This window comes from Streptomyces sp. NBC_00683 (assembly GCF_036226745.1).
GTDB lineage: Bacteria > Actinomycetota > Actinomycetes > Streptomycetales > Streptomycetaceae > Streptomyces.
The window spans coordinates 5,916,785-5,941,891 of record NZ_CP109013.1 but is presented as its reverse complement, the minus strand read 5'-3'; the positions used below and the strand labels follow the sequence as shown (position 1 = coordinate 5,941,891).

Sequence of the window (25,107 nt, the reverse complement as noted above, 5' to 3'; positions counted from 1 at the left end):
ACTCAAGGGAAAGAACTTTCCGCATGGCCGTCATCCACCGCACCGCCCTCGCACCGACAAAGCTGGAACTGCTCGCCTCCTGGCTGCCCTCCCGCCCGTGGTACCGCGGCGGCGCGGGTGAACCCGAGCCGGCCAGATCCGGCGGCTTCCGGCTGGACGACCCGCAGGGCGAGGTGGGGATCGAGTTCATCGTGGTCACCGACGCCTCCGGCCCTCACCCCACCGCCTACCTGGTGCCGCTCACCTATCGCGGTGCCCCGCTCGACGGGGCGGAGCACGCTCTCGTGGGCACCATGGAGCACGGGGTGCTGGGACGGCGCTGGGCCTACGACGGCTGCCACGACCCGGTGCTGGTCGACCGGTTCGCCGCCCTGATCGAGGGCCGGGTGCAGGCCCAGGACCAGAACACCAGCAACACCCCCGACCGGGAAGTCACCCGCTCCTACATCGGTGAGGGACCGGTCTCGACGGCCTTCACCACCACAGCCACGGACGACCGGGACGGCACCACCCTGACTGTCGCGCCCGGCGCGACCATCCGCCTGCACCGGGCCCTGCGGCCCGCCCCGGACGGTTCGCCGTCGCTGCCGCGGGGAGCGGCCGGCCACGTCTCCGGTTCCTGGAGCACGGTGGACGGCGCCCGGGCCCGGGGGCTGTTCGCCGTCCTGCACACGGACTCCGGGGCACAGAACGATGCGCGAAGGGGCCGTGCCTCGTAGAAGGCCGGCATCTCTTCGGCAGCGGGAACACCGCTGGAGCGCTCCCTGGGTGCGCTACCGCGACGTTCCCGGCCTTTCGGGAGCGGCGAACGCAGCCGTCCGCGTGCTCGAACGGGAGCGGCTGACTCCGGGCGTCGTGTCCGTCGCCATGAGCGTGTGGTCCGCCCGCGTCCACGGAACCGAACGCAGGTGGAGGCAGTGGGAGGCCGAGTTCACCTGCCCGTGCTGCGGCGGGGGCTGGGCCAGGGACACGCTGCAGGAGGCACTGTCCCTGTTGCCGCCGAGGGCCTCGGCGGAACTCCGGGCGCAGGTCGGACGCCTGGACGAGGTGCTGCTCGGGCGTACCCACCACGAGCCCGCGGCGGACGCGGGGTCGGCGTGGTGGCATCGCCGGTGCTGACCGCGCGCGAACCGCCGACCGGGCCCCGTCCCGCCGGTCGGCCACCACCGCGGCGGACCTCCGTGGACGGGCTCCGCTAGATTCGGCCGCTATGCGATCACGATCACACGAGTACGACCAGGATTTCCGCGACCGGGCCACGCGCATACGCAGTTGGGGCCTGGCCCTGCTGTCCTTGGCCGCGCTGCTGTGGGTGTGGTGTGCCGTGTTGCTGCTCACGCCGTACGCGGTCGACGAGACGCCCGACGACAAGTACCCGCAGGAGTGCGAGTCGCGGCTGTTCACCGACCGCGGCACCGCCAACGAGGGCTTGTTCCGCGGGGATTACTGCGCGGACGAACGCGACTGGCCGGAGGCCGTCGCCCTGCTCGGCCTGTCCCTGCCGGTGTCGGTCGTCGGCGCGGCGCTCTTCACCACCGGCACGGTGACGCGCCGGATGAGCGCCCACGGCGAGGCGATGCGTGAGCTGGACAAGCCCAGGGAAGCGAAAGCCTGAGTTCCCTACGGGTAGGGGTGGCCCCAGCCTCGTTGTCCACCGGCCGGTGGACAAGAGGTTCAACCGGCAGGACGTGCCGGGCGCGGTACCTCTGCGGCCAGGATTTCTGGCATGAGACAACTACCTGTACGCATGGCCCGATGGAGCGCCCGGCACGCATGGCGGGCGATCGTCGGCTGGTTCGCGTTCGTCGTTCTGTGCCTCGGAGCCGGCATCGCGGTGGGCACGAACGAAGCCACCACCAAGGACTTCTGGGTCGGTGAGGCGGGACGCGCCGAGGCGATGGCGACCGAAGGCGGCCTGGAGCGCTCGCCCACCGAGCGGATCATGATCCGGGCCAGGTCAGGGCCGCTGGACCTGACCGCGGCCGGTTCGGCGGCCCAGGACGTGACCGAGCGGATGCGGAACCTGCCCGAGGTGGAGAGCGTGGCGGCTCCCGTCCGCTCGAAGGACGGCAAGGTCCTACTGGTCTCCGTGGTCCTGAACGGCCCCGAGCTGGAGGGCCGGAAGAACGTCGTGCCGCTCCTGGAGCAGACGGCGGCGGTGGGCGCGAACCACCCGGACCTGGTGGTGGAGGAGACCGGATCCCCTGCCATCAGCAAGGGCGTCAACGACCAGCGCGGAGAGGATCTCGCCCTCTCCGAACGCATCAGCCTGCCCGTCACCGTCATCACCCTGCTGGTCGTGTTCGGCTCGGTGGTCATGGCTGGTGTGCCGCTTCTGCTGGCTCTCTCCTCGATCGCCGCTGCCATCGGGCTGTCGATGATCGCCTCGCACCTTCTCCCCGACGCCGGAGTCGGGATGAACCTCATCCTGCTCATCGGCCTGGCGGTGGGCGTCGACTACACGCTCTTCTACCTGAAGCGTGAGCGTGAGGAACGGGCCCGCGCAGGCGGCCGGCTGAGTTCGGAAGCCCTCGTGGAGCTGGCGGCGGCGACCGCGGGCCGGGCCATCGTGGTGTCGGGCCTCGCCGTGATCGTCTCCACGGCCACCCTGTATCTGGCCGGCGACGTCATCTTCTCCTCGCTGGCGACCGGCACCATCCTCGTCGTGGCGGTCGCCGTGGCCAGCTCGCTCACGGTCCTCCCGGCACTGCTGGTCAAGATCGGCCACCGGACCGAACGCCTCGCCTCCCGCAAGGCAGCCCGCCGTGCGAAGCGCGGGAAGCCGGCCCCGACCGCGAAGCCGGAGACCGGGCGGGTGTTCGGCGCCCTCCTGCGGCCCGCCCGGACCCGCCCCGTCCTCACCCTGTGCCTGTCGGTCCTCGTCATGCTCGGCCTGGCCGCACCCGCGCTCGGACTGAAGCTCGTCGACCCGGGCAAGGACACCTTCTCCCGCGACATCCCGGCCATGCAGGTCCACGACCGGCTGACCGGGAGTTTCCCCGAGCTCTTCGTCAAGCACGAGGTGGTCGCCCGCTCGGCCCCGGAGCGGGCCGCCCAGGTGAAGCGGGCCCTTGCGGACCTCGGCCGCCGCGCCCAGGCCGACCCGCTGTTCGCCGGGGACACCGAGCCGACGGTGCGCACATCGGCCGACGGCAGGATCAGTGTGCTGGAACTCGCGGTCCCCTTCCCCGCGCCCTCCGCCGAGGCGATCGAGTCACTCGTCCACCTCCGCCAGGACCACATCCCCGCGACCGTCGGCCAACTGTCCGACGTGGAGACGGGGGTGAGCGGCGACGTGGCCCGGGGCCGCGACTACGTGGCCCACGAGAGCGGCAAACTGCCGCTGGTGATCGGGTTCCTGCTGCTGATGACCTTCCTGATGACCGCGTGGGCGTTCCGCTCGGTGGTCATCGGCCTCGTCGGCGTCGCACTCAATCTGCTGTCCGCCGGTGCCTCGCTCGGCATGCTGGTCCTGTTCTTCCAGGGGACATGGGCGGAGGGCCTGCTGGCCTTCGACTCGCTCGGCGCGATCGCGTCCAGGGTGCCGCTGTTCCTCGTCGTGATCCTCTTCGGCCTGTCGATGGACTACCAGGTGTTCGTGGTCAGCCGGATCCAGGAGGCCAGGCAGAACGGCATGCCGGCCCGCGAGGCGGTGCTGGAGGGCATCAACCGCTCGGCCAAGGTGGTGACGAGTGCGGCGATCGTGATGGTGACGGTGTTCGGTGCGTTCGTGGCCCTGCACCTCACCGAGATGAAGCAGATGGGATTCTGTCTGGCCGTGGCCGTCCTCCTGGACGCCGTGGTCATCAGGCTCATGGTCCTGCCGTCGGTCCTGCTGCTCCTCGGCGAGCGCGCCTGGTGGCCCGCCCGCCCCGCGCGCGGTGCACGGGACGGGTTCCCTGCCGCCGCGCCGCTGGAAAAAGTAGGCTGACGCGATGGATCAACGGCCACAGCCCGACGACGAGTTGCCCGTACCGTCACTGCACCGGTGGAACGCCGTCCTGTGGGTGCTGCTGGGTGTGGTGCCGCCGGCCATCGCGGTCGCGGACGCACCCGGAACGACGAGGTACCCGACGCTGGCGCTGCTGGCCGTGCTCGCGCTGTGTTACGGAGCGGTGGGACTGTTCCCGGGCAACCCCGTCCTGCGCCCGCTTCCGTATCTGTACGTACTCGTCGTGGGCCTCGGCGCGATGTCGTACCTGCTCGACGGTGGCGCGGCACTCTTCGTCGTGACGTTGCCGCACTTCTGGATCTACACCACGAGCACGCGGGCCGCGATCGCCGTCAGCGGCCTCGCGTGCGCGGGGGTGGTGGCCGGCAACGTCGTACGGCAGGGCTGGGACGGGGAGTTCTTCACCGGGAACGTCGTCTTCACGCTGATCGGCTACGCGGCGGGCGTGCTGGTCGGGCTGGGACTGCGCCGTGTCGCCGAGGACGGTGACGCGCGTGCCCGTCGGCTGAGCGCCGAGCTGGAGGGCGCCCGGCTCCGGCTGGTCGAGGCACACAAGCGCCAGGGTGCGGCGGACGAGCGCGAACGGCTGGCCCGGGAGATCCACGACACCCTCGCCCAGGGCTTCGCGTCCATCGTCGTGCTCGCGGAGGCGGCCCGGTCCGGACTGGAAACCGATCCCGCCAGGAGCGCGCAGCAACTGCTCGCGATCGAGAACACCGCACGCGAGAACCTCACCGAGGCACGTGTCCTGGTGGGGGCGGCTCCGCAGAGCGGTGTCGCCGCAGGCTCCGTGGCGGACACCCTTCGCCGGACCCTGGACCGGTTCACGGAGGACACCGGGATCGGCCTCGCCTCGGAACTGCCGGACGTCGCCTGCGACCAGCAGACCCGGATCGCCCTCCTGCGCTGCACGCAGGAGTCCCTCGCCAACATCCGCAAGCACGCGGCGGCCTCCACCGTGGAGGTGGTGCTCACGGCCCAGCCGCACGCCGTGGAACTGGAGATCACCGACGACGGCCGCGGCTTCGTGACCGAGGACTCCCACGGCTTCGGGCTCAACGGCATGCGCAAACGCCTGGCCGAACTGGGCGGTGAGCTCACCGTCACCAGCTCGGTCGGCGACGGCACCCGCGTCCTCGCCATGATCCCCACGAACGGGCAGGTCTGATATGACGAGCAGTGCACTTCCGGAGGGCAGGCTCCGAGTCGTCGTGGTGGACGACCACACGGTGATGCGGGCCGGGGTCGTCGCCCTGCTGGCCGACGAGCCCACCATCGACATCGTCGGCGAGGCCGGCGACGGCCGGGCTGCTGTCGAACTCGTGGAGCGGCTGGAGCCGGATGTGGCGCTGGTCGATCTGCGGATGCCCGTCCTCGACGGGACGAGTGCCACCGCTGAGATCGTCGCCGGCCGCTTCCGGACCCGGGTGCTGATCCTGACCACGTACGACACCGACGCGGAGATCGAGCGCGCGGTCGAGGCCGGCGCGGTCGGCTACCTGCTGAAGGACACCACGCGCGAGCAGTTGGTGGACGCGATCCACTCCGCGTCCCGGGGCGAGACCGTTCTGGCCCCGCGGGTCGCGGCGCGCCTGGTCGCCCGTATGCGCAGGCCCGCTCCGGTGGCGCTGACCAGGCGGGAGGTGGATGTGCTGGGCGCGGTCGCCGACGGGCTGTCCAACGTGGAGATCGGCCGGCGGCTCGTCATCTCGGAGGCGACGGTGAAGACGCATCTGCTGCGGGTCTTCGCCAAGCTCGACGTCAGCGACCGTACGCACGCGGTGGTCAAAGCCCTTGAGCGCGGGCTGCTGGACAGACGTCGGTAGGCCGGCCGCCCCTCACACCTGCCCGAGTTCCCACATCAGCACCTCGGCGGCCGTCAGGGCCAGCAGTTCCAGCCCCCGGGACTCCGTGATCCGCGCCGAGTCGCCCGCCGCGAGCTCCTCGCCGTCGAGGCGGACCTCGCCCCGTACGACGTGGACGTAGACGCCCGCCGCATCGGGCACGGCGGTGCGCTCGCCCTCGGCCTGCCTGCGGACATGGAGCATCGCGCGCGCTTCCGGGAGCGCGTACGGGGTCGAGTCGGCGATCCCGGCGACATGCGTGTACGAGGGTTCCCCGCCGGGTGTCAGCGGGGACAGCCACATCTGAACGAACGTCAGCGGGTCCTCCCCGTCATTGCGTTCGACGTGCCGCACCCCGCCGGCCGAGCTGAGGTGCTGGACGTCACCGGCCCGTACGACGGTGGCGTGGCCGGCGGAGTCGCGGTGGGTGAGCTCGCCCTCGACCACCCAGGTGACGATCTCGGTGTGGCTGTGCGGATGCTCGTCGAAGCCGGCCCCCGGAGCGAGACGCTCCTCGTTGCAGGCCAGTACCGGCCCGAAGCGAAGGTTGTCGGGGTCGTAGAAGCGCCCGAAGGAGAATGCGTGCAGCGTCTCGATGCCCACGGAGACACCCGGGGCCGGGTCCCCACCGCGGAAGCGGTCGCCGGAGCGGCGTACGTCCATCACGGCTCCACGGTAGCCCTGCGGGGCGACCCGCGGCCCCGCCCCTCCGTACCGCTGCCCCGATAAGGCAGTCTTGTGTCCGTGCCCCGACCCGATCCTGAGCAGCCCGCCGCGAACGCCGCCCACCTCCATGCCGCGACCCTCAAGCGGCTCGAGCAGGCCTCCGGCCGGCTTGCCGCCAACGCCATCGCCCGCATGGACGAGACGCTGCCGTGGTACCGGGCGATGCCACCGGAGAACCGCTCCTGGATCGGTCTGGTCGCCCAGGCCGGGATCGCCGCGTTCACCGAGTGGTTCCGGCACCCGGAGGCGCCGCAGGCCATCTCCACCGATGTGTTCGGTACGGCTCCGCGCGAGCTGACCCGGGCGATCACGCTGCGGCAGACCGTCGAGATGGTGCGGACGACGATCGAGGTGATGGAGACCGCGATCGAGGAGGTGGCGGCTCCCGGCGACGAGTCGGTGCTGCGCGAGGCGCTTCTCGTCTACGCCCGGGAGATCGCCTTCGCGACCGCCCAGGTGTACGCGCAGGCCGCCGAGGCGCGCGGCGCGTGGGACGCCCGGCTGGAGTCCCTCGTGGTGAACGCGGTGCTGTCCGGCGAGGCCGACGAGGGTGCCGTGTCGCGGGCCGCGGCGCTCGGCTGGAACTCCCCCGAACACGTCTGCGTCCTCCTCGGCACGGCTCCGGACGGGGACAGCGAACTCACCGTGGAGGCGATCCGGCGGGCGGCCCGGCACGCCAAGCTCCAGGTCCTGACCGGGGTGCTGGGCAACCGCCTGGTCGTCATCGCGGGCGGCAGCGACAACCCGCTGAACGTCGCGAAATCGCTGATCGGCCCGTATGCGGCCGGTCCCGTCGTCGCCGGTCCCGTGGTGCCCGACCTGCTCGCCGCCACCCGGTCCGCGCAGGCCGCAGCCGCCGGACTCAAGGCGTGCTCGGCGTGGCAGGACGCGCCGCGGCCCGTACTGTCCGACGATCTCCTTCCGGAGCGTGCGATGGCGGGCGACCCTGCCGCGCGGGATCAGTTGGTGGAGGAGATCTACAGACCGCTCGAAGAGGCCGGTTCGGCGCTACTGGAGACGCTGAGTGTCTATCTGGAGCAGGCGAGCAGCCTTGAGGGCGCCGCCAGGATGCTGTTCGTGCACCCCAATACCGTCCGCTACCGGCTACGACGTGTGACCGACGTCACCGGCTGGTCGCCGTCCGACGTCCGCTCCGCGTTCACGCTGCGGATCGCCCTCATCCTGGGGCGCTTGGCCGCCGGAGATCCTCAGTCCTAGACTTTTGTCGGACTTCAACAATTCCCCTGACGGTTCTTCGTCCCTGTCCCCACGGGCGTGAGGAGCCGTCCACAAGAGAGAGTGTGAGTGTGCTCGTACTCGTCGCTCCCGGCCAAGGCGCTCAGACGCCCGGCTTCCTGACTCCCTGGCTCGAACTCCCCGGTGCCACCGACCGCATCGCGGCCTGGTCCGACGCCATCGGGCTCGACCTTGCCCACTACGGCACGAAGGCCGATGCGGACGAGATCCGCGACACGGCGGTGGCACAGCCGCTGCTGGTCGCCGCGGGTCTCCTGTCGGCCGCCGCCCTCGACGCCTCGCCCGGCGCCGTCGCCGGCCACAGCGTCGGTGAGATCACCGCCGCAGCGCTCGCCGGTGTCATCGGCGACGAGGCCGCGCTCCGTTTCGTACGGACCCGGGGGCTCGGCATGGCCGAGGCCGCCGCGGTCACCGAGACGGGCATGGCCGCGCTGCTCGGCGGCGACCCTGCCGTAACGGTCCCTCACCTGGAGAAGCTGGGACTCACCCCGGCCAACGTCAACGGTGGCGGGCAGATCGTCGCAGCGGGCACCGCGGCACAGATCGCCGCGCTGGCCGAGGACATGCCCGAGGGTGTGCGCCGCGTGGTCGCGCTCAAGGTGGCCGGCGCCTTCCACACGCACCACATGGCTCCGGCCGTGGAGAAGCTGCGTGCCGCCGCCGGTGCCCTGACGGTAGCCGACCCGAAGGTCACGTACGTGTCGAACGCCGACGGGAAGACGGTCGCCGACGGCGCCGAGGTCATCTCGCGGCTCGTCGGCCAGGTCGCCAACCCGGTCCGCTGGGACCTGTGCATGGAGACCTTCAAGGAGCTCGGGGTCACGGCCATCATCGAGGCCGCCCCCGGAGGCACCCTCGTCGGCCTCGCCAAGCGCGCGCTGCCCGGCGTGAAGACCCTGGCGCTCAAGACCCCCGACGACCTCGACGCGGCCCGCGCGCTCATCTCCGAGCACGCAGGCGCCTAAGGAGCCCGAGAGCATGTCGAAGATCAAGCCCAGCAAGGGCGCCCCGTACGCACGGATCATGGGTGTCGGCGGCTACCGCCCGACCCGTGTCGTGCCGAACGAGGTGATCCTCGAGACGATCGACTCGTCCGACGAGTGGATCCGCTCCCGCTCCGGTATCGCCACCCGCCACTGGGCCTCCCCCGAGGAGACCGTGTCGGCCATGTCCGTGGAGGCCGCCGGCAAGGCGATCGCAGACGCCGGGATCACTCCCGAGCAGATCGGCGCCGTGGTCGTCTCCACCGTCTCGCACTTCCAGCAGACCCCGGCGATCGCGACCGACATCGCCCACAAGATCGGCGCGGGCAAGCCCGCGGCCTTCGACATCTCCGCCGGCTGCGCGGGCTTCGGCTACGGCCTCACGCTCGCCAAGGGCATGATCGTCGAGGGTTCCGCGGAGTACGTCCTCGTCATCGGTGTCGAGCGCCTCAGCGACCTCACCGACCTGGAGGACCGCGCGACGGCCTTCCTGTTCGGCGACGGCGCGGGTGCGGTCGTCGTCGGCCCCGCCAAGGAGCCGGCCATAGGCCCCACGGTCTGGGGCTCCGAGGGCGACAAGTCCGGAACGATCAAGCAGACCGTGGCGTGGGACGTCTTCCACGCCGACCGTCCGGAGAAGTTCCCGGCGATCACGCAGGAGGGTCAGGCGGTCTTCCGCTGGGCCGTCTTCGAGATGGCCAAGGTCGCCCAGCAGGCGCTGGAGGCGGCCGGGATCACCCCGGAAGACCTGGACGTCTTCATTCCGCACCAGGCCAATATGCGGATCATCGACTCGATGGTGAAGACTCTCAAGCTGCCGGAGCACGTCACGGTCGCGCGTGACGTGGAAACCACCGGCAATACGTCGGCCGCCTCGATTCCGCTCGCAATGGAGCGGCTCCTGGCGACCGGTCAGGCCAAGAGCGGCGACACGGCGCTCGTCATCGGCTTCGGGGCGGGTCTCGTCTACGCCGCGACGGTCGTTACCCTCCCCTAGGCACACCGGACCTTTCGGCCCGTACGCCCGAACCCCGCAGAAACACATCGAAGGAGCGCCAAAATGGCCGCCACTCAGGAAGAGATCGTCACCGGTCTCGCCGAGATCGTCAACGAGATCGCCGGTATCCCGGTCGAGGACGTCCAGCTGGACAAGTCCTTCACCGACGACCTGGACGTCGACTCGCTGTCCATGGTCGAGGTCGTCGTCGCCGCCGAGGAGCGCTTCGACGTCAAGATCCCCGACGAGGACGTCAAGAACCTCAAGACGGTCGGCGACGCTGCCGACTACATCCTGAAGCACCAGGGCTGATCCGAGCCCGTCCCGTGTGTCGCCACCCGGCGGTGGCGCCGCTGATTCACGACCCTCTACACGTGGAGAAGATTTTCCAGTGAGCCCGACCAATCGCACCGTGGTCGTCACCGGTATCGGCGCAACCACTCCGCTGGGTGGCGACTCCGCATCGACCTGGGAAGGTCTGATGGCCGGTCGTTCCGGCGTCAAGCCCCTCGAGGGCGAACGTTTCGCCGAACTGCCTGTCCGGATCGCCGCCCTCGCGGCTGTCGACCCGGGCGACGTCCTGCCCCGCCCGCTCGCCCGCAAGCTGGACCGCTCGGCGCAGTTCGCGCTGATCGCGGCCCGTGAGGCCTGGGCGGACGCCGGCTTCACCGGCAAGGCCGGTGAGGACGAGAAGATCCAGCCCGAGCGTCTGGGCTCGGTCATCGCCTCCGGTATCGGCGGCGTGATCACCCTGCTCGACCAGTACGACGTGCTGAAGGAGAAGGGCGTACGCCGCGTCTCCCCGCACACCGTTCCCATGCTCATGCCCAACGGCCCGGCGGCCAACGTCGGCCTCGAGGTCAACGCCCAGGCCGGTGTCCACACCCCGGTCTCCGCCTGCGCGTCGGGTGCCGAGGCCATCGGGTACGCCGTCGAGATGATCCGCACCGGCCGTGCCGATGTGGTCGTCGCCGGCGGCACCGAGGCGGCGATCCACCCGCTGCCGATCGCCGCGTTCGCCAACATGATGGCGATGTCCAAGAGCAACGACGAGCCCGAGAAGGCCTCGCGCCCGTACGACACGGGCCGTGACGGCTTCGTCCTCGGCGAGGGCGCGGGAGTCGTGATCCTGGAGTCCGCGGAGCACGCCGCCGCGCGCGGCGCGAGGGTCTACTGCGAGGTCCTGGGGCAGGGCCTGTCCGCGGACGCCCACCACATCGCGCAGCCCGAGCCGACCGGCCGGGGCATCGCCGCCGCGATGCAGAACCTGCTGGACGCCACGGACCTGAAGCCGTCGGAGGTCGTGCACCTGAACGCGCACGCCACGTCCACGCCGCAGGGTGACATTGCGGAGATCAAGGCGCTGCGTGCGGTGCTGGGCGACGACCTGGACCATGTCGCGATCTCCGCGACGAAGTCGATGACCGGTCACCTGCTGGGTGGCGCGGGCGGCATCGAGACCGTGGCGACGGTCCTGGCGCTGCACCACCGGCTGGCACCGCCGACCATCAACGTCGACAACCTCGACGAGGCGATCGAGGCCGACATCGTCCGCGGTGAGCCGCGGGCACTGCCGGAGGGTTCGATCGCCGCGATCAACAACTCGTTCGGCTTCGGCGGCCACAACGTCGTCCTGGCGTTCCGCTCGGTCTGACCCGTCACTGCCGCGAGGCCCGCTTCCCGTCCGGGAGGCGGGCCTCCTGCATTGCGCGGGCCGTGCCCGGGGCTGCGCCGGGCCGTGCGGGGCACGGAGGACAAACGTTTCAGCTCGGCCTGTCCCGGGTCAGGGCGGGCCGAGGTGCCGGGTCACACCACCTGGTGGAGCCAGCGGACGGGCGCGCCCTCGCCGGCGTGGCGGAAGGACTCCAGCTCGTCGTCCCAGGGCTTGCCCAGGAGCTTGGCGACCTCCGCCTCCAGGTCGCTCTCGCCGCTCACGGACCGGGCCAGGGCCGCCCGCAACCGGTCCTCGGGGATCAGGATGTCGCCGTTCATGCCGGTGACCGCGTGGAAGATGCCGAGGCCGGGCGTGGAGCTGTAGCGCTCGCCCTCCGCCGTGGGGCACGGCTCAGCCGTCACCTCGAAGCGCAGCAGGTCCCAGCCACGGAGGGCCGAGGCGAGCTGGGACGCGGTGCCGGCTCTGCCCTTCCAGGAGAATTCGGACCGCCAGGTACCGGGGGCGGCCGGCTGTCTGATCCAGTCGAGCTGGACCCGCACACCGAGTACGCCCGCCACTGCCCATTCGATGTGCGGGCACAGCGCGCGCGGTGCGGAGTGAACGTACAGGACTCCACGTGTCGTCACCGGGACCTCCAGTGTGGGACGAGGTTCGCCTTCCCCAGCGGCCTCGCGCCCGTACCGCCTCTTCCCGGTCGGCTCCCGAGGTTGTCAACAGTAAACAGCATCGGGAGTGAATCTCCTGAAAAGGGACAGTATGTGACGTGAGGTAACTTACCGGAGCTGCCCGTTTCGGATGCCGGCCGGCAAGGCGTCACTGGTTCGACGGGGAAAAGCTACCGTGCGCCGGGGCCGGGCGTGTGACGTACCGTCGGTCCTGGGCCCATGATTCCCCAGCATTCACCCGCGAGGGCGCGCGGGCCCACCACCTGGGGCTGTCGGGTTGTGCCAGGGGCACAATCACCTGTGTGACCGGAGGGGAAACTGGGATGCCTGAGTGTTCGTCACGCCGTGGTGTCCGCGGTGTCGCCGCCGTGCTGACGGCTCTTTCGTTCGTCGGTGCCGCCGCGCTGACGGGCTGCACCGGTGGTTCGTCCGCGACCACGAAGGGCGCGGCCAGGCCGCAGAGCCCTTCTCCCTCGCCGGTCCGGGTGTGGGATGTGAGCCCGGCGTCCATCGCCGCCGTGGGGGACTCCATCACCCGGGGCTTCGACGCCTGCTCGGTGTTCGCCGACTGCCCGGAGGTGTCGTGGGCGACCGGCACGGACGACGGGGTGAACAGTCTCGCGGAACGGCTGCTCGGCGCGTCGAAGGCGCCCTCGCACAGCTGGAACCACGCCGTGTCGGGAGCCCGGATGGCCCAGCTGCCGGAGCAGATGGTGCTGGCCGCCAAGGAGAAGCCGGACCTGGTGACGGTGATGATCGGCGCCAACGACGCCTGCCGGGACTCGGTGCGGCTCATGACTCCGGTGGCGGACTTCCGGGCCTCGTTCGAGGCGTCGATGCGGCAGTTGCGCGGGGCGGCGCCGAAGGCCCAGGTGTACGTGTCGAGCGTGCCGGACCTCAAGCGGCTCTGGTCGACCGGGCGGGGCAACGCGCTGGGCAAGCAGATCTGGAAGCTCGGGATCTGCCGGTCGATGCTGGGCGACGCGGACGACATGGGCACGGCGGCCGTCGCGCGGCGCGACGCGGTGCAGGAGCGGGTCGTCGCGTACAACGAGGTCCTGCGGGACGTCTGCGCGAAGGATCTGCGCTGCCGGTACGACGGCGGGGCGGTGTTCGACTACCGGTTCACCGGCGAGCAGCTCAGCCAGTGGGACTGGTTCCACCCCGGCCGTGACGGCCAGGCCAGGCTGGCCGAGATCGCTTACCGCAATGTCACGGCGGCCGGACCCCCCGCGTAAAGTCCGTGATCATGACGACGGGTACAGCGGCACACGGCGAAGACTTCTCCACCCTCGCGGACGGCACCGCCGTCCGGCGCTGGACCCTGGAGCGGGACGGCACGCGGGTGCGTGTGCTGACGTACGGCGCCGTCGTGCAGTCGGTGGAGGTGCCCGGCCGGGACGGCACCCGGGCCGGGGTGGCCCTCGGGCTGCCGGACGTCGCGGACTACGAGAAGTACACCGGTCCCTACTTCGGCGCCCTGGTCGGGCGGTACGCGAACCGGATCGGGGGCGCCGCCTTCGTACTCGACGGGCAGACGCACCGGGTGACGCCGAACGAGGGCCGCAACCATGTGCACGGCGGGACGCGCGGCTTCGACAAGCGGGTGTGGGACGCCGAGGAGGTACCGGACGGTGTGCGGCTCTCCCTGGTCGCGGAGGACGGCGAGGAGGGCTTCCCGGGCCGGCTGGCGGTCTCGGTGACGTACACCCTGGACGAGGGCGGGGCGCTGCGGATCGCCTACCGGGCAACGACGGACGCGCCGACCGTGGTGAACCTGACCAATCACACGTACTGGAATCTGGCCGGCGCGGACAGCGGGAGCGCGCTCGGGCACGAACTGCGGCTCGCGGCCGGGCTGATCACGCCGTCGGACGCCGAGTCCATTCCGACGGGCGAGTTCGCTCCGGTGGACGGGACCCGGTTCGACTTCCGGGAGCCCAGGCCGGTGGGCCCGGAGTACGACACCAACTACGTGCTCGACGCGACCGGCGAGGAGCCGGTGGCCGAGCTGTACGACGCCGCCTCGGGGCGGCTGCTGACGGTCCGTACGACGGAGCCGGGTCTGCAGCTGTACACCGCCGACCATTTCGAGGGGCGGCCGTTCGTGCCGTGCGCCGGGATCGCGCTGGAGACGCAGCACTTCCCCGACTCCCCCAACCGTCCGGAGTTCCCGAGCACGGTGCTGCGGCCGGGCGAGGTGTTCGAGTCCACGACGGTGTACGGCTTCTCGGTGCGCTGACACCCGAATCCACCGCGATGACCTGCGTCAACACCGATTCAGCAAGATCACCGGCGGGTGAATCGGGGCCGTGGGGGCGCGTCCGCGGCTCCCCCGGACGGCCTCACGCAGCAGGGTGATCGACATGATGTTAAACACCGCTGATTCATCGCCCGTCCTGCCTTCCCGCCGCTCCCTGATCGCAGGCGCCACCGCCGGCGCGGCGGCCCTCGCCGTGACCGCCGCCGCCCCGTCCGCGGGTGCCGCGGTGCCCCGGGCCGCGGCTGCCGCACCCGCCTCCGACTGGGACGACTGCCTCACCGTCGCCCGCGCCGTCCTCGTGCGGGACGAGAACGACCGTGACCTGGTGCCCGGTTACCGTGAGGTCCTGCTGGGGAAGGGTCTGCCCCGCACCTCCGCCGCGCGCAAGAAGGTCCTCGTCGTCGGCGCGGGACCGGCCGGGCTCACCGCGGCGCGGCTGCTCCACGAGGCCGGTCACACGGTCACCGTGATCGAGGCCAACGGCAACCGTGTGGGCGGCCGCATCAAGACCTTCCGGGCGGGCGGCCACGAGCAGTCGGAGCAGCCCTTCGCCGATCCGAAGCAGTACGCCGAGGCCGGCGCGATGCGCATCCCGGACAGCCACCCGCTGGTCACCGGACTGATGGCAGCCCTCGGGCTGAAGACCCGCCGCTTCCACCTGGTCGACGTGGACGGCGAGGGGCGTCCCGCCAACCGCACCTGGATCCATGTCAACGGTGTCCGGGTCCGCCGCGCCGACTACGCGGCGAAGCCGCAGTCGGTCAACAGGTCCTTCGGTGTGCCCGCGGCCTACGAGAGCACACCCGCCTCGCAGATCGTCCGGGACGCGTTCGCTCCGGTGCGCAAGGAGATCGAGGGCAAGGAGGGCAGTGCCCTTGTCGAGGGCTGGGCGACCGTGCTCCAGCGGTACGGGCACTTCTCGATGTTCCGGTACCTGACCGAGGTGGCCGGGCTCGACGAGCGCACCGTCGACCTCATCGGCACCGTCGAGAACATGACCTCGCGCCTCCACCTCGCCTTCCTGCACAGCTTCATCGGGGCCTCGCTGATCAGCCCGGCCACCTCGTTCTTCGAGCTGCCCGACGGCACCGCCACGCTGGCCGACGCGATGTACGCGAAGGTCGAGGACCTGGTCCACCTGGACCGCCGGGCCACCCGGATCAGCCACACCGAGGACGGGGTGAGCGTCGAGACGGTCTCCGAGGGCCGGGGCGGTCCCGTCGTCCGGGAGACCTTCACCGGCGACCGGGCGATCGTCACGGTGCCCTTCTCCGGGCTGCGGCACATCCCGGTCACGCCCGCGCTCTCGTACGGCAAGCGGCGCGCGATCACCGAGGTCCACTACGACGCGGCGACCAAGGTGCTGCTCGAATTCAGCCGCCGCTGGTGGGAGTTCGACGAGGCGGACTGGAGGCGGGAGCTGGACGAGGTCCGCCCCGGCCTGTACGACGACTACCGGCTGGGCAGGGCGCCGGCCGACGGTTCGCTGCTGGGCGCCCACCCGTCGGTGCCCGGCGGCCACATTCCGCCCAACCAGCGGGTGCACTACGCGGCCTGCCGGGCCACCGCCCGCAACCAGCCCGAGGCGGCGCACGTCATCGGCGGCGGCTCGGTGACCGACAACGCCAACCGCTTCATGTACCAGCCCTCGCACCCGGTCGAGGGCAGCGACGGCGGGGTCCTGCTCGCCTCGTACAGCTGGGCCGACGACGCCCTGAAGTGGGACTCGCTGGACGACGACGAGCGCTACCCGCGCACGCTGGGCGGAGTCCAGGACGTGTACGGGCAGCGCATCGAGGTCTTCTACACGGGCGTGGGCCGCACCCAGTCGTGGATGCGCGACCCGTACGCGTACGGCGAGGCGTCGGTGCTCCTGCCCGGCCAGCACACCGAGCTGTTCCCCGATGTGCGCACCCCGGAGGGGCCGCTGCACTTCGCGGGCTGCCACACGTCCATCAAGCCCGCCTGGATCGAGGGCGCGCTGGAGTCGGCCGTGCGGACGGCTCTGGAGGTCCACGGCGGCTGAGACCGCCGGGAGCGGTTCAGCGGGCCAGGCCCAGGGTGACGCCGAGGCCGACCAGGACCGAGCCGATGGTGCGGTTGAGGGCCTTCTGGCGGCGCAGCATCGCGGTGCGCAGGTGTGAGTGGGAGAAGAACAGGGCCACCAGACCGAACCACCCGAAGTGGGCGAGCGACATGAACAGCCCGTAGCCCGCCTGCTGCCACAGGGCCGTGTCCGGCCCGACGACCTGGGTGAAGGTGGACACGACGAAGAGCGTGGTCTTGGGGTTCAGCACATTGGTGAGGAAGCCGGTGCGCAGGGCCTCGAGTCCGCTCAGGCTTCGCTTCTCGCCCAGGTCGACGGTGAGGTCGCCGCGGTCGAGGAAGGTGCGTACGCCGATGTAGACGAGGTAGGCCGCGCCTGCCAGCTTGATCGCGGTGAACAGGGCGGTGGACGAGGCGATCAGCAGGCCGACGCCGAGCATGGTGTACGTGACGTGGACCAGGACGCCCGCGGCAACTCCGGTGGCCGCGAGCAGGCCGGACGGACGGCCGTAGAGGTAGCTGTTGCGGACCACCATCGCGAAGTCCGCGCCGGGGCTGATGACCGCGAGCAGGGTGATGAGGGCGACGGCGAGGATCTCGGTCATGGCGGGCGCTCCTCAGTCCTTGTGAAGGGTGTACGGCGACGGGGCGGGTGCCGGAGCAGGGGGCGCCGTGAGGTCGCGGGCCAGCAGCGTGGCCCCGGCGACGGCTCCGGGCATCAGGAGGACGGCGACGAACGGGACCAGGAAGGACAGAGCGAGCGGGACACCGAAGCCGAGCACCAGCATGCGGCGCCCGCGCAGCATCACGAGCCGGTCCTTCAGGACCATGCCGCGGCGCTGGAGTGCCACGGCGGTGAGCTCCTGGGCGAGGAAGTAGCCGGTGACGCAGAACCCCAGGGCGGGGACCACCGTCTGCCCGACGACCGGAATGAATCCGAGGGCGAAGAGCAGCACCCCGTACAGCGCGACGCGCAGCAGGATGCGGACGGAGTCGCCGGCGGAGATCCACAGCTCGCGCCAGAGCGGCAGCCCCGACTCGGGCACCTCGCCGCCCTCGCTGCGGTCGACCTCTTCGGAGAGCGACTCGTAGAACGGCTGGCCGACCAGGAGGGTGACCGCCGTGAAGGTGACGACCGCCAGGAACAGCCCGAGGACGAAGACCAGGACGACCAGGGTGTTCCGCAGCAGCCCCAGCCACGGCGAGGACCAGTCGTCGGCGAAGGGGGTGGCCCAGGCGACGAAGTCGTCGCCGCCGTAACCGAGTCCGATGAGCGCGCCCGCGTACACGACGAGTGTGACGAGGCCGGGCAGGAGACCGAATCCGAACCACCGGCCGTGCCCGAAGGCCCAGCGTTGTCCCTTTATCAAGTAGCCGAAACCCGCCCCGAGATCACTCATATGCGTCAGCGTACTTGCGCGAACCATTGACACTGCCCCGGGCCCGTCATTACCGTCACGCCAGCATTTCGAACGAGTGACGAAATATCGAACAGTCGAGAGGTAACAGCCGTGCGTATCACCGGAATCAGCACGCATGTCGTCGGCACGCCGTGGCGCAACCTCACCTATGTCCAGGTCCACACCGACGAGGGCCTCACCGGAGTCGGAGAGACGCGGATGCTGGGGCGCACGGATGCGCTGGTCGGCTACCTGCACGAGGCCTCGACCAATCACATCACGGGGTCCGACCCGTTCGCGGTGGAGGACCTCGTGCGCCGCATGAAGTACGGCGACTACGGGCGGGCCGGCGAGATCGTGATGTCCGGCATCGCGGTCGTCGAGATGGCCTGCTGGGACATCAAGGGCAAGGCCCTCGGGGTCCCGGTCTGGCAGCTGCTCGGCGGGAAGGTGACCGACCGGGTCAAGGCGTACGCGAACGGCTGGTACACCACCGAGCGCACCCCCGAGGCGTACCACAAGGCGGCGCAGGCGGTCGTGGAGCGCGGCTACCGTGCCCTGAAGATCGACCCCTTCGGTACGGGTCACTTCGAGCTCGGCCAGGAGGAGACCCGGTACGCGGTGTCCCTCATCGAGGCCGTACGGGACGCCATCGGGCCCGACACCGAGCTGATGCTGGAGATGCACGGGCGGTTCAGCCCGTCGACGGCGGTGCGGATCGCCCGCGAGATGGCGCCCTTCAGGCCTGCCTGGCTGGAGGAGCCGGTGCCGCCGGAGAACCTCAAGGCGCTCAGCAAGGTGGCGGAGAAGGTCGACCTGCCGATCGCGACCGGTGAACGCATCCACGACCGGATCGAGTTCCGTGAGCTCTTCGAGTCGCAGGCCGCCGACATCATCCAGCCGGACGTCGGCCACATCGGCGGCATCCTGGAGGCCCGCAAGCTCGCCGCGACCGCCGAGACCCACTACACGCTGATCGCCCCGCACAACGTGGGCGGCTCCGTACTGACGGCGGCCAGCCTCCAGCTGGCGGGCTGCACGCCCAACTTCAAGATCCTCGAACACTTCAACGACTTCGCGGACGCCGACATCAAGAAGGTCGTCAAGGGCGCACCGCACGTCGATCCCGCCACCGGCTGTTTCGAACTCTCCCACGCCCCCGGGCTCGGCGTGGAGCTGGATGTGGACGCCGCTGCCGAATTCCCGCAGCAGCAGGCACGGTTCGACCTGTGGGCCGACGGCTGGGAGAAGAGGCAGCCCAAGTGACGTCGCTCTCGCGTTCGTTGACCATCGAGCGGCCCGGCAGCCACCGGCTCTCCGAGGGGCCGCTCCCGGAGCCGGGCCCCGGCGAGGTCCGGGTGCGGGTGGCCGCGGCCGGAATCTGCATGAGCGACCGCGAGGTGTACGACGGCCACCGGGACCCGGCCTATGTGCGCTATCCGCTGGTGCCCGGTCACGAATGGTCGGGGACCGTCGACGCCGTGGGCGAGGGTGTCGATCCCGCGCTGCTCGGGCGGCGTACGGTCGCCGAGGGCTTCCGGTCCTGCGGGCGCTGCGAGCGGTGCCGGTACGGGGAGACCTCCCTGTGCACGGCCGGGTACGACGAGACGGGCTTCACCCGGCCCGGCGCGTTCGCCGACCACGTGGTGGTCCCGGCCCGCCTGCTGCACCTGCTCTCCGACGACGCCGACCTGCGGGCCGCGGCCCTGCTGGAGCCCGCCGCGGTGATCGCGGCGGCGGTGCGGGCCGGGTCTCCCGAGCCCGGTGAGCGGATCGCGGTGCTGGGGGCGGGGACGCTGGGGCTGCTCGCGGTCCAGCTGCTGGCGGCGGTGTCGCCCTCGGAGCTGACCGTGATCGACCCGCGGGAGGAACGGGCTTCCCTGGCACTGGACTTCGGGGCGGGCGAGGCCCGTACCCCGAAGGAGGCGATGGAGGTACGGGGCCGCTACGACCTGGTCGTGGAGACCGCCGGCGCCCCGTCGACCGCGGCCGACGCGTGTCTGCTCGCACGGCGCGGCGGGCGGGTGGTGCTCACCGGGATGTTCACCCCGGGAGCCGTGGGCATCGATCCGGTGCACCTGTCGCTGAGCCAGCTCACCGTGCGCAGCGTCTTCGGGGCGCCGTCGTCCGCCTGGTCGTACGCGGTGCGGGCGTTCACTGCCGGGCTGCTCGATCCGGCGCCGCTGATCACCCATGAGTTCCCGCTGGAGCGGTTCGCCGAGGCGGTGGCGCTGGTCGGCGCCGGGGGTCCGGAGACCGGGAAGGTGCTGCTGCGCCCGTGACGGGTCCGCCCTGAGTTGCTCCGCACCCGCGCGTACCGGCGCACACCCCATGATCCGAACTTCGTCCGAAATACCGAACATGAAGGACCAGTCGTGAACGACGTCTCAGTCTCTTCCCCTGGTGCCGTCGGCCCCCGCCGCCCCGGCGACGCCGTACTCACCGCGCTCGGACTCGGCGCCGCGCCCCTGTCCTCCGCCGACGCCTCCCCGCACTCCTTCCCCGACGGCGGGAGTTGGCGCACCGAGGTGCCGTCCGTGGAGGGTCCGGAGGCCCTCGGTGTCGTCCTGAAGGAGTCCGCCCGCCTCGGCGTCCCCGTGCACCGCATCAGCCAGGGCAGCGGCATCTGGATGCTGACGGACGCGGAGATCACCGAGATGGTGGAGGGCTGCGCCGAACGCGACATCGAGCTCTGCCTGTTCACGGGTCCGCGAGGCACCTGGGACACCGGGGCCTCGGTCCGCACCGACTCCGGCGGCGCAGGGCTGCGCTCCCGGGGCCACGACGCCCTCGCCGGCTGTGTCGAGGATGCCCTGCGGGCCACCGGGCTGGGCGTCACCTGCCTGCTCGTGGCCGACGAGGGGGTCCTGTGGACCCTGCACCGGATGCGTGAGCAGGGCCTCCTGCCGGCCGGCACCACCTTCAAGGTCTCGGCACTGATCGGACCGGTGAACCCCGCCTCGTACTCCGTGTTCGAGCAGCTCGGCGCCGACTCGATCAACATCCCGTCGGACCTGTCGCTCGCCCAGTTCACCGAGATCCGCCGGGTCTCCCGGGCCCCGATGGACCTCTACATCGAGGCGCCGGACGACCTCGGCGGCTATGTGCGGATGTACGAGGCGGCCGAGCTGGTACGCCGCGGCGCCCCCATCTACCTGAAGTTCGGCCTCTCCAGGACCCCCGGCATCTACCCCTACGGCCATCAGCTGCGCGATGTCGCACTGAACTCGGCCCGCGAGCGCGTCCGGCGCGGCCGCCTCGCCCTCGATCTGCTGGCCCGGCACGGCGCCGACGGCAACATGTCGCCGCTCGGATCCCGCCTTCCCGGCCGGCTCAACCGGTTCCCTCTCACCCCGAAGGACTGACCATGCGCACCACACGAGCCGCAGCTGCAGCAACCGTCATCGCACTCTCCCTCGCTCTCGCCGCCTGCGGGCAGAGCGGCGAGGGCGGCAGCAAGGAGGAGAAGAAGGGCGGCGAGGGATCCACGATCGGCATCGCGATGCCGACCAAGTCGTCGGAGCGCTGGATAGCCGACGGCAAGAACATGGCGGCCGAGTTCAAGAAGCTCGGCTACAAGACCGATCTGCAGTACGGCGAGGACGACGTCGACCAGCAGGTCTCGCAGATCGAGAACATGATCACCAAGGGTGTGGACGTCCTGGTGGTCGCGGCCATCGACGGCCGTGCGCTGGGTGATGTGCTGCGCCAGGCCGGCGAGCAGGGCGTCAAGGTCATCTCCTACGACCGGCTGATCCTCGGCACCGAGGACGTCGCGTACTACGCCTCCTTCGACAACGAGAAGGTCGGCGAGCTGCAGGCCGGGTACATCATCGAGAAGCTCGGGCTGAAGGACGGCAGCGCCAAGGGCCCCTTCAACGTCGAGCTGTTCGCCGGGTCGCCGGACGACAACAACACCCGGTACTTCTTCCAGGGCGCCTGGAAGACCCTCAAGCCGTACATCGACAAGAAGCAGATCGTCGTCCGCTCCAAGCAGACGAAGCTCGACCAGGTCACCACCCTGCGCTGGGACGGCGGGACCGCCCAGAAGCGCATGGACGACCTGCTCACCAGCGCGTACTCCTCGGCGCAGGTGGACGCGGTGCTCTCTCCGTACGACGGCATCTCGATCGGCATCATCTCGGCGCTCAAGTCGGACGGTTACGGCACGAAGGCCAAGCCCTACCCGGTGGTCACCGGGCAGGACGCCGAGGTCGCCTCGGTGAAGTCGATCATCGCGGGCCAGCAGACCCAGACCGTCTACAAGGACACCCGGGCGCTCGCCAAGCAGGCCGTGCAGATGGCGGACGCCGTGCTGAACGACAAGAAGCCCGAGGTCAACGACACCACCACGTACAACAACGAGAAGAAGGTCGTGCCGTCCTTCCTGCTCGACCCGGTGAGTGTCGACAAGACCAACTACCAGGCCGAGCTGGTGGACTCCGGCTACATCAAGGAGAGCGACCTCAAGTGAGCGGGCCACTGGGCGGCAGCGGACCCGTCCTCCAGATGCGGTCCATCGTCAAGACCTTCCCCGGGGTCAGGGCCCTCTCCGATGTCTCGCTGACCGTCGCCGAGGGCGAGGTGCACGCGATCTGCGGGGAGAACGGGGCCGGCAAGTCGACCCTGATGAAGGTCCTCAGCGGCGTGCACCCGCACGGCAGTTACGAGGGGGACATCCTCTTCCGCGGCGAGCCCTGCGCCTTCAAGGACATCCGGGCCAGCGAGGCGCGCGGCATCGTGATCATCCACCAGGAGCTCGCCCTGGTGCCGTACCTCTCCATCGCCGAGAACCTCTTCCTCGGCAACGAGCACGCGCGCCGCGGCGTCATCGACTGGAACGAAACGCTCCGGCACGCGGCGGCGCTGCTGAAGCGGGTCGGTCTGGACGAGCACCCGCAGACGCGGGTCGCCGACCTCGGGGTCGGCAAGCAGCAGCTCGTGGAGATCGCGAAGGCGCTGGCCAAGGAGGTGCGGCTGCTGATCCTGGACGAGCCGACGGCCGCGCTCAACGACTCGGACAGCGAACGGCTCATCCGGCTGATCAAGGAGCTGAAGGGCCAGGGCATCACCTCGATCATCATCTCGCACAAGCTGGGCGAGATCGCCGCCGTGGCCGACTCGGTGACCGTCATCCGGGACGGCCGTACGGTCGAGACCCTGGACGTGGCGGCGGAGTCGACCACCGAGGACCGGATCATCCGCGGCATGGTCGGGCGCGATCTCGACCACCGCTTCCCGCCGCGTTCTCCGTACGAGGGCGAGTCCGGGGCCCATCCCGCCCTGGAGATACGCGACTGGACGGTGCACCACCCCATCGACCAGCACCGCAAGGTCGTCGACGGTGTCTCCGTGGAGGTCCGGCGCGGCGAGATCGTCGGGATCGCCGGGCTGATGGGCGCGGGCCGGACCGAGCTCGCGATGAGCGTCTTCGGCCGGTCCTACGGCCGCGGCATCAGCGGCCGGGTCCTGAAGGACGGCCGGGAGATCCGCACCCGTACGGTCCCCGAGGCCATCGGGCACGGCATCGCGTACGTCACCGAGGACCGCAAGCAGTACGGCCTCAACCTCATCGACACCATCGGCCGCAACATCAGCCTCAGCGCCCTGGGGAAGGTGGGGCGGCGCGGCATCGTCGACGAGCACGAGGAGACCCGGGTCGCCGAGTCGTACCGCACCTCGATGAACATCAAGGCCCCGACCGTCTTCGAGCAGGTGGGCCGGCTCTCCGGCGGCAACCAGCAGAAGGTCGTCCTCAGCAAGTGGATCTTCGCGGGTCCGGACGTGCTGATCCTGGACGAGCCGACCCGGGGCATCGACGTCGGCGCGAAGTTCGAGATCTACACCGTCATCGACAAGCTCGCCGCCGAAGGGCGGGCGGTCGTCCTCATCTCCTCGGAACTGCCTGAACTGCTCGGCATGTGCGACCGCATCTACACGATGTCCGCAGGCCGGCTCACCGGGGAGGTCCCGCGCGCGGAGGCCACCCAGGAAGTTCTGATGCGCCACATGACCAGCGACAAGAGGTAACGGAACATGTCCACGGCCACCACCGAAACACCGAAGAGCCCGGGGCCGTCCCGGCCCGGGTCCGGTTCCGCTTCGTCCACGCGCGCACTGCTCATGGACGCCGCCCGGCGCAACATGCGCCAGTACGGCATGCTCATCGCGCTCGGCCTGATCGTCGCGCTGTTCGGGATCTGGACCGACGGCGTCCTGCTCAGGCCGAACAACGTCACCAACCTGGTCCTGCAGAACAGCTACATCCTGGTCCTGGCCATCGGCATGATGATCGTGATCATCGCCGGCCACATCGACCTGTCCGTCGGCTCACTGGCCGCCTTCGTGTCGGCGGCCTGCGCCGTGATGATGGTCGAGCACGATGTGCCCTGGGTCCTGGCCCTGGTCCTCGCCCTCCTCCTCGGAGCGGTCGCGGGCGCGTGGCAGGGCTTCTGGATCGCGTACGTGGGCATCCCTTCGTTCATCGTGACGCTCGCCGGGATGCTGCTCTTCCGCGGCGGCACCCAGATCCTGCTCGGCAGCCGCTCCATCGGACCGTTCCCCGAAGGCTTCCAGAAGATATCCACCGGCTATCTGCCGGAGCTCGGCCCGGAGACCAACTACCACAACCTGACGCTGGTCCTCGGGTTCATCGTGCTGGCCGTGGCGCTGCTCCAGGAGGTCCGCGACCGCAACCGGCAGAAGGAGTACGCGCTCGAGGTCCTGCCCCGCAACATCTTCCTGGCCAAGTGCGTGGCCATCGCGGCGGCCGTCCTGGCGTTCACCATGACGCTGGCCAGCTACCGCGGTGTCCCGGTCGTCCTGCTGCTGCTCGCCGTGCTGCTCATCGGCTTCGGCTACCTCATGCGCAACGCGGTCATCGGCCGCCATGTGTACGCGCTCGGCGGCAACCAGGCGGCGGCGAAGCTCTCCGGGGTCAAGGACAAGCGGGTCATCTTCCTGGTCTTCGTCAACATGGGCGTCCTCGCCGCGCTGGCCGGAGTCGTCTACGCGGCCCGGCTGAACGCGGGTGTCCCGCAGGCAGGCACCAACTTCGAACTGGAGGCCATCGCCGCCGCGTTCATCGGCGGCGCCTCGATGAGCGGCGGCGTCGGCACGGTCTTCGGCGCGGTCATCGGCGGCCTGGTCCTCGGCGTACTGAACAACGGCATGTCCCTGGTGGGCATCGGCACCGACTACCAACAAGTGATCAAGGGCTTCGTGCTGCTGGCCGCGGTCGGCTTCGACGTCTGGAACAAGCGCAAGGTCGGCTCGTAACACCCCCTCTTCGAGAAGGAG

General features: G+C 70.4%; 24 protein-coding genes. 20 read left to right on the top strand and 4 right to left on the bottom strand.

Annotated elements, in window-relative coordinates; genetic code table 11:
- Positions 1 to 23 precede the first annotated feature (23 nt).
- From OG257_RS26440 to OG257_RS26415, 6 genes are all read left to right on the top strand, one after another.
- Positions 24 to 719 (top strand): maltokinase N-terminal cap-like domain-containing protein, encoded by a 696-nt coding sequence (locus OG257_RS26440; RefSeq protein WP_329211392.1) that lies wholly within the window; start codon positions 24 to 26, stop codon positions 717 to 719.
- 49 nt (positions 720 to 768) lie between these two features.
- Positions 769 to 1,119 carry a hypothetical protein gene (locus tag OG257_RS26435; RefSeq protein WP_329211390.1) on the top strand — a complete coding sequence of 117 codons (351 nt, stop codon included), beginning with the start codon at positions 769 to 771 and terminating at the stop codon, positions 1,117 to 1,119.
- Between the two features lie 91 nt (positions 1,120 to 1,210).
- The gene (locus OG257_RS26430) at positions 1,211 to 1,615 is read left to right on the top strand and encodes a hypothetical protein (RefSeq protein WP_329211388.1); all 405 of its coding nucleotides are present in this window, start codon (positions 1,211 to 1,213) and stop codon (positions 1,613 to 1,615) included.
- A 111-nt stretch (positions 1,616 to 1,726) separates the two neighbouring features.
- Positions 1,727 to 3,931 carry an MMPL family transporter gene (locus OG257_RS26425; RefSeq protein ID WP_329211386.1) on the top strand — a complete coding sequence of 735 codons (2,205 nt, stop codon included), beginning with the start codon at positions 1,727 to 1,729 and terminating at the stop codon, positions 3,929 to 3,931.
- Between the two features lie 4 nt (positions 3,932 to 3,935).
- A complete protein-coding gene (locus OG257_RS26420) occupies positions 3,936 to 5,120 on the top strand; it encodes a sensor histidine kinase (protein ID WP_329211383.1) in 1,185 nt (394 codons plus the stop codon).
- Between the two features lies 1 nt (position 5,121).
- Complete coding sequence (locus OG257_RS26415; protein WP_329211381.1) at positions 5,122 to 5,778, top strand: response regulator transcription factor; 657 nt, start codon at positions 5,122 to 5,124, stop codon at positions 5,776 to 5,778.
- A 12-nt stretch (positions 5,779 to 5,790) separates the two neighbouring features.
- Here OG257_RS26415 and OG257_RS26410 read toward each other — a convergent pair whose 3' ends face one another.
- Positions 5,791 to 6,459, bottom strand: a complete 669-nt coding sequence (locus OG257_RS26410) for a pirin family protein (RefSeq protein ID WP_329215364.1) — start codon at positions 6,457 to 6,459, stop codon at positions 5,791 to 5,793.
- 81 nt (positions 6,460 to 6,540) lie between these two features.
- Between OG257_RS26410 and OG257_RS26405 the strand changes: the two genes are divergently transcribed.
- From OG257_RS26405 to fabF, 5 genes are all read left to right on the top strand, one after another.
- Entirely contained in the window at positions 6,541 to 7,740 is a 1,200-nt protein-coding gene (locus OG257_RS26405; RefSeq protein ID WP_329211379.1) for a PucR family transcriptional regulator, read from the top strand.
- Positions 7,741 to 7,829: 89 nt separating this feature from the next.
- Complete coding sequence (locus tag OG257_RS26400; RefSeq protein WP_329215362.1) at positions 7,830 to 8,744, top strand: ACP S-malonyltransferase; 915 nt, start codon at positions 7,830 to 7,832, stop codon at positions 8,742 to 8,744.
- Positions 8,745 to 8,757: 13 nt separating this feature from the next.
- Positions 8,758 to 9,759: a ketoacyl-ACP synthase III gene (locus OG257_RS26395; protein ID WP_329211377.1), complete on the top strand. Its 1,002-nt coding sequence runs from the start codon at positions 8,758 to 8,760 to the stop codon at positions 9,757 to 9,759.
- 63 nt (positions 9,760 to 9,822) lie between these two features.
- Positions 9,823 to 10,071, top strand: coding sequence for an acyl carrier protein (locus OG257_RS26390; RefSeq protein WP_014045780.1), 249 nt, complete (start codon positions 9,823 to 9,825; stop codon positions 10,069 to 10,071).
- Positions 10,072 to 10,150: 79 nt separating this feature from the next.
- Positions 10,151 to 11,413, top strand: coding sequence for a beta-ketoacyl-ACP synthase II (gene fabF / locus OG257_RS26385; RefSeq protein ID WP_329211375.1), 1,263 nt, complete (start codon positions 10,151 to 10,153; stop codon positions 11,411 to 11,413).
- A gap of 152 nt (positions 11,414 to 11,565) precedes the next feature.
- Here the strand turns inward: fabF and OG257_RS26380 are convergent, their stop codons facing one another.
- Positions 11,566 to 12,060: a DUF3145 domain-containing protein gene (locus OG257_RS26380; RefSeq protein WP_329211373.1), complete on the bottom strand. Its 495-nt coding sequence runs from the start codon at positions 12,058 to 12,060 to the stop codon at positions 11,566 to 11,568.
- Positions 12,061 to 12,422: 362 nt separating this feature from the next.
- Between OG257_RS26380 and OG257_RS26375 the strand changes: the two genes are divergently transcribed.
- The 3 genes from OG257_RS26375 to OG257_RS26365 all read left to right on the top strand — a co-directional run bounded on the left by OG257_RS26375 (position 12,423) and on the right by OG257_RS26365 (position 16,388).
- Positions 12,423 to 13,337, top strand: coding sequence for an SGNH/GDSL hydrolase family protein (locus OG257_RS26375; RefSeq protein ID WP_329211371.1), 915 nt, complete (start codon positions 12,423 to 12,425; stop codon positions 13,335 to 13,337).
- An 11-nt stretch (positions 13,338 to 13,348) separates the two neighbouring features.
- Positions 13,349 to 14,341: an aldose epimerase family protein gene (locus OG257_RS26370; RefSeq protein ID WP_329211369.1), complete on the top strand. Its 993-nt coding sequence runs from the start codon at positions 13,349 to 13,351 to the stop codon at positions 14,339 to 14,341.
- A 124-nt stretch (positions 14,342 to 14,465) separates the two neighbouring features.
- Positions 14,466 to 16,388 (top strand): flavin monoamine oxidase family protein, encoded by a 1,923-nt coding sequence (locus OG257_RS26365; RefSeq protein ID WP_443054487.1) that lies wholly within the window; start codon positions 14,466 to 14,468, stop codon positions 16,386 to 16,388.
- A gap of 16 nt (positions 16,389 to 16,404) precedes the next feature.
- Here OG257_RS26365 and OG257_RS26360 read toward each other — a convergent pair whose 3' ends face one another.
- Together OG257_RS26360 and OG257_RS26355 are read right to left on the bottom strand one after the other, a co-directional pair.
- Complete coding sequence (locus OG257_RS26360; protein ID WP_329211367.1) at positions 16,405 to 17,013, bottom strand: LysE family translocator; 609 nt, start codon at positions 17,011 to 17,013, stop codon at positions 16,405 to 16,407.
- Positions 17,014 to 17,025: 12 nt separating this feature from the next.
- The gene (locus OG257_RS26355) at positions 17,026 to 17,808 is read right to left on the bottom strand and encodes an EI24 domain-containing protein (protein ID WP_329211365.1); all 783 of its coding nucleotides are present in this window, start codon (positions 17,806 to 17,808) and stop codon (positions 17,026 to 17,028) included.
- 111 nt (positions 17,809 to 17,919) lie between these two features.
- On the opposite strand from OG257_RS26355, the gene OG257_RS26350 reads away from it, so the two are divergent.
- From OG257_RS26350 to mmsB, 6 genes are all read left to right on the top strand, one after another.
- Positions 17,920 to 19,074: a mandelate racemase/muconate lactonizing enzyme family protein gene (locus tag OG257_RS26350; protein WP_329211363.1), complete on the top strand. Its 1,155-nt coding sequence runs from the start codon at positions 17,920 to 17,922 to the stop codon at positions 19,072 to 19,074.
- A complete protein-coding gene (locus OG257_RS26345) occupies positions 19,071 to 20,090 on the top strand; it encodes a zinc-dependent alcohol dehydrogenase (RefSeq protein WP_329211361.1) in 1,020 nt (339 codons plus the stop codon). The genes OG257_RS26350 and OG257_RS26345 overlap by 4 nt, the downstream gene beginning before the upstream one ends.
- Positions 20,091 to 20,183: 93 nt before the next feature.
- Positions 20,184 to 21,173 carry a hypothetical protein gene (locus OG257_RS26340; protein ID WP_329211360.1) on the top strand — a complete coding sequence of 330 codons (990 nt, stop codon included), beginning with the start codon at positions 20,184 to 20,186 and terminating at the stop codon, positions 21,171 to 21,173.
- 2 nt (positions 21,174 to 21,175) lie between these two features.
- Positions 21,176 to 22,282, top strand: coding sequence for a multiple monosaccharide ABC transporter substrate-binding protein (gene chvE, locus OG257_RS26335; protein ID WP_329211358.1), 1,107 nt, complete (start codon positions 21,176 to 21,178; stop codon positions 22,280 to 22,282).
- A 35-nt stretch (positions 22,283 to 22,317) separates the two neighbouring features.
- On the top strand, positions 22,318 to 23,838 hold the full coding sequence (gene mmsA / locus OG257_RS26330; protein WP_329215358.1) for a multiple monosaccharide ABC transporter ATP-binding protein: 1,521 nt from the start codon (positions 22,318 to 22,320) through the stop codon (positions 23,836 to 23,838).
- A 6-nt stretch (positions 23,839 to 23,844) separates the two neighbouring features.
- Positions 23,845 to 25,086 carry a multiple monosaccharide ABC transporter permease gene (mmsB, locus tag OG257_RS26325; RefSeq protein WP_329211356.1) on the top strand — a complete coding sequence of 414 codons (1,242 nt, stop codon included), beginning with the start codon at positions 23,845 to 23,847 and terminating at the stop codon, positions 25,084 to 25,086.
- Positions 25,087 to 25,107 lie beyond the last annotated feature (21 nt).

What these genes read in the sequence shown, in the direction of transcription:
- OG257_RS26440 (WP_329211392.1), top strand. Translation starts at nt 24, where the DNA reads ATGGCCGTCATCCACCGCACCGCCCTCGCACCGACAAAGCTGGAACTG.
- OG257_RS26430 (WP_329211388.1), top strand. Translation starts at nt 1,211, where the DNA reads ATGCGATCACGATCACACGAGTACGACCAGGATTTCCGCGACCGGGCC.
- OG257_RS26425 (WP_329211386.1), top strand. Translation starts at nt 1,727, where the DNA reads ATGAGACAACTACCTGTACGCATGGCCCGATGGAGCGCCCGGCACGCA.
- OG257_RS26420 (WP_329211383.1), top strand. Translation starts at nt 3,936, where the DNA reads ATGGATCAACGGCCACAGCCCGACGACGAGTTGCCCGTACCGTCACTG.
- OG257_RS26415 (WP_329211381.1), top strand. Translation starts at nt 5,122, where the DNA reads ATGACGAGCAGTGCACTTCCGGAGGGCAGGCTCCGAGTCGTCGTGGTG.
- OG257_RS26410 (WP_329215364.1), bottom strand. Translation starts at nt 6,459, where the DNA reads ATGGACGTACGCCGCTCCGGCGACCGCTTCCGCGGTGGGGACCCGGCC.
- OG257_RS26395 (WP_329211377.1), top strand. Translation starts at nt 8,758, where the DNA reads ATGTCGAAGATCAAGCCCAGCAAGGGCGCCCCGTACGCACGGATCATG.
- OG257_RS26390 (WP_014045780.1), top strand. Translation starts at nt 9,823, where the DNA reads ATGGCCGCCACTCAGGAAGAGATCGTCACCGGTCTCGCCGAGATCGTC.
- OG257_RS26375 (WP_329211371.1), top strand. Translation starts at nt 12,423, where the DNA reads ATGCCTGAGTGTTCGTCACGCCGTGGTGTCCGCGGTGTCGCCGCCGTG.
- OG257_RS26370 (WP_329211369.1), top strand. Translation starts at nt 13,349, where the DNA reads ATGACGACGGGTACAGCGGCACACGGCGAAGACTTCTCCACCCTCGCG.
- OG257_RS26365 (WP_443054487.1), top strand. Translation starts at nt 14,466, where the DNA reads ATGATGTTAAACACCGCTGATTCATCGCCCGTCCTGCCTTCCCGCCGC.
- OG257_RS26360 (WP_329211367.1), bottom strand. Translation starts at nt 17,013, where the DNA reads ATGACCGAGATCCTCGCCGTCGCCCTCATCACCCTGCTCGCGGTCATC.
- OG257_RS26355 (WP_329211365.1), bottom strand. Translation starts at nt 17,808, where the DNA reads ATGAGTGATCTCGGGGCGGGTTTCGGCTACTTGATAAAGGGACAACGC.
- chvE (WP_329211358.1), top strand. Translation starts at nt 21,176, where the DNA reads ATGCGCACCACACGAGCCGCAGCTGCAGCAACCGTCATCGCACTCTCC.
- mmsA (WP_329215358.1), top strand. Translation starts at nt 22,318, where the DNA reads ATGCGGTCCATCGTCAAGACCTTCCCCGGGGTCAGGGCCCTCTCCGAT.
- mmsB (WP_329211356.1), top strand. Translation starts at nt 23,845, where the DNA reads ATGTCCACGGCCACCACCGAAACACCGAAGAGCCCGGGGCCGTCCCGG.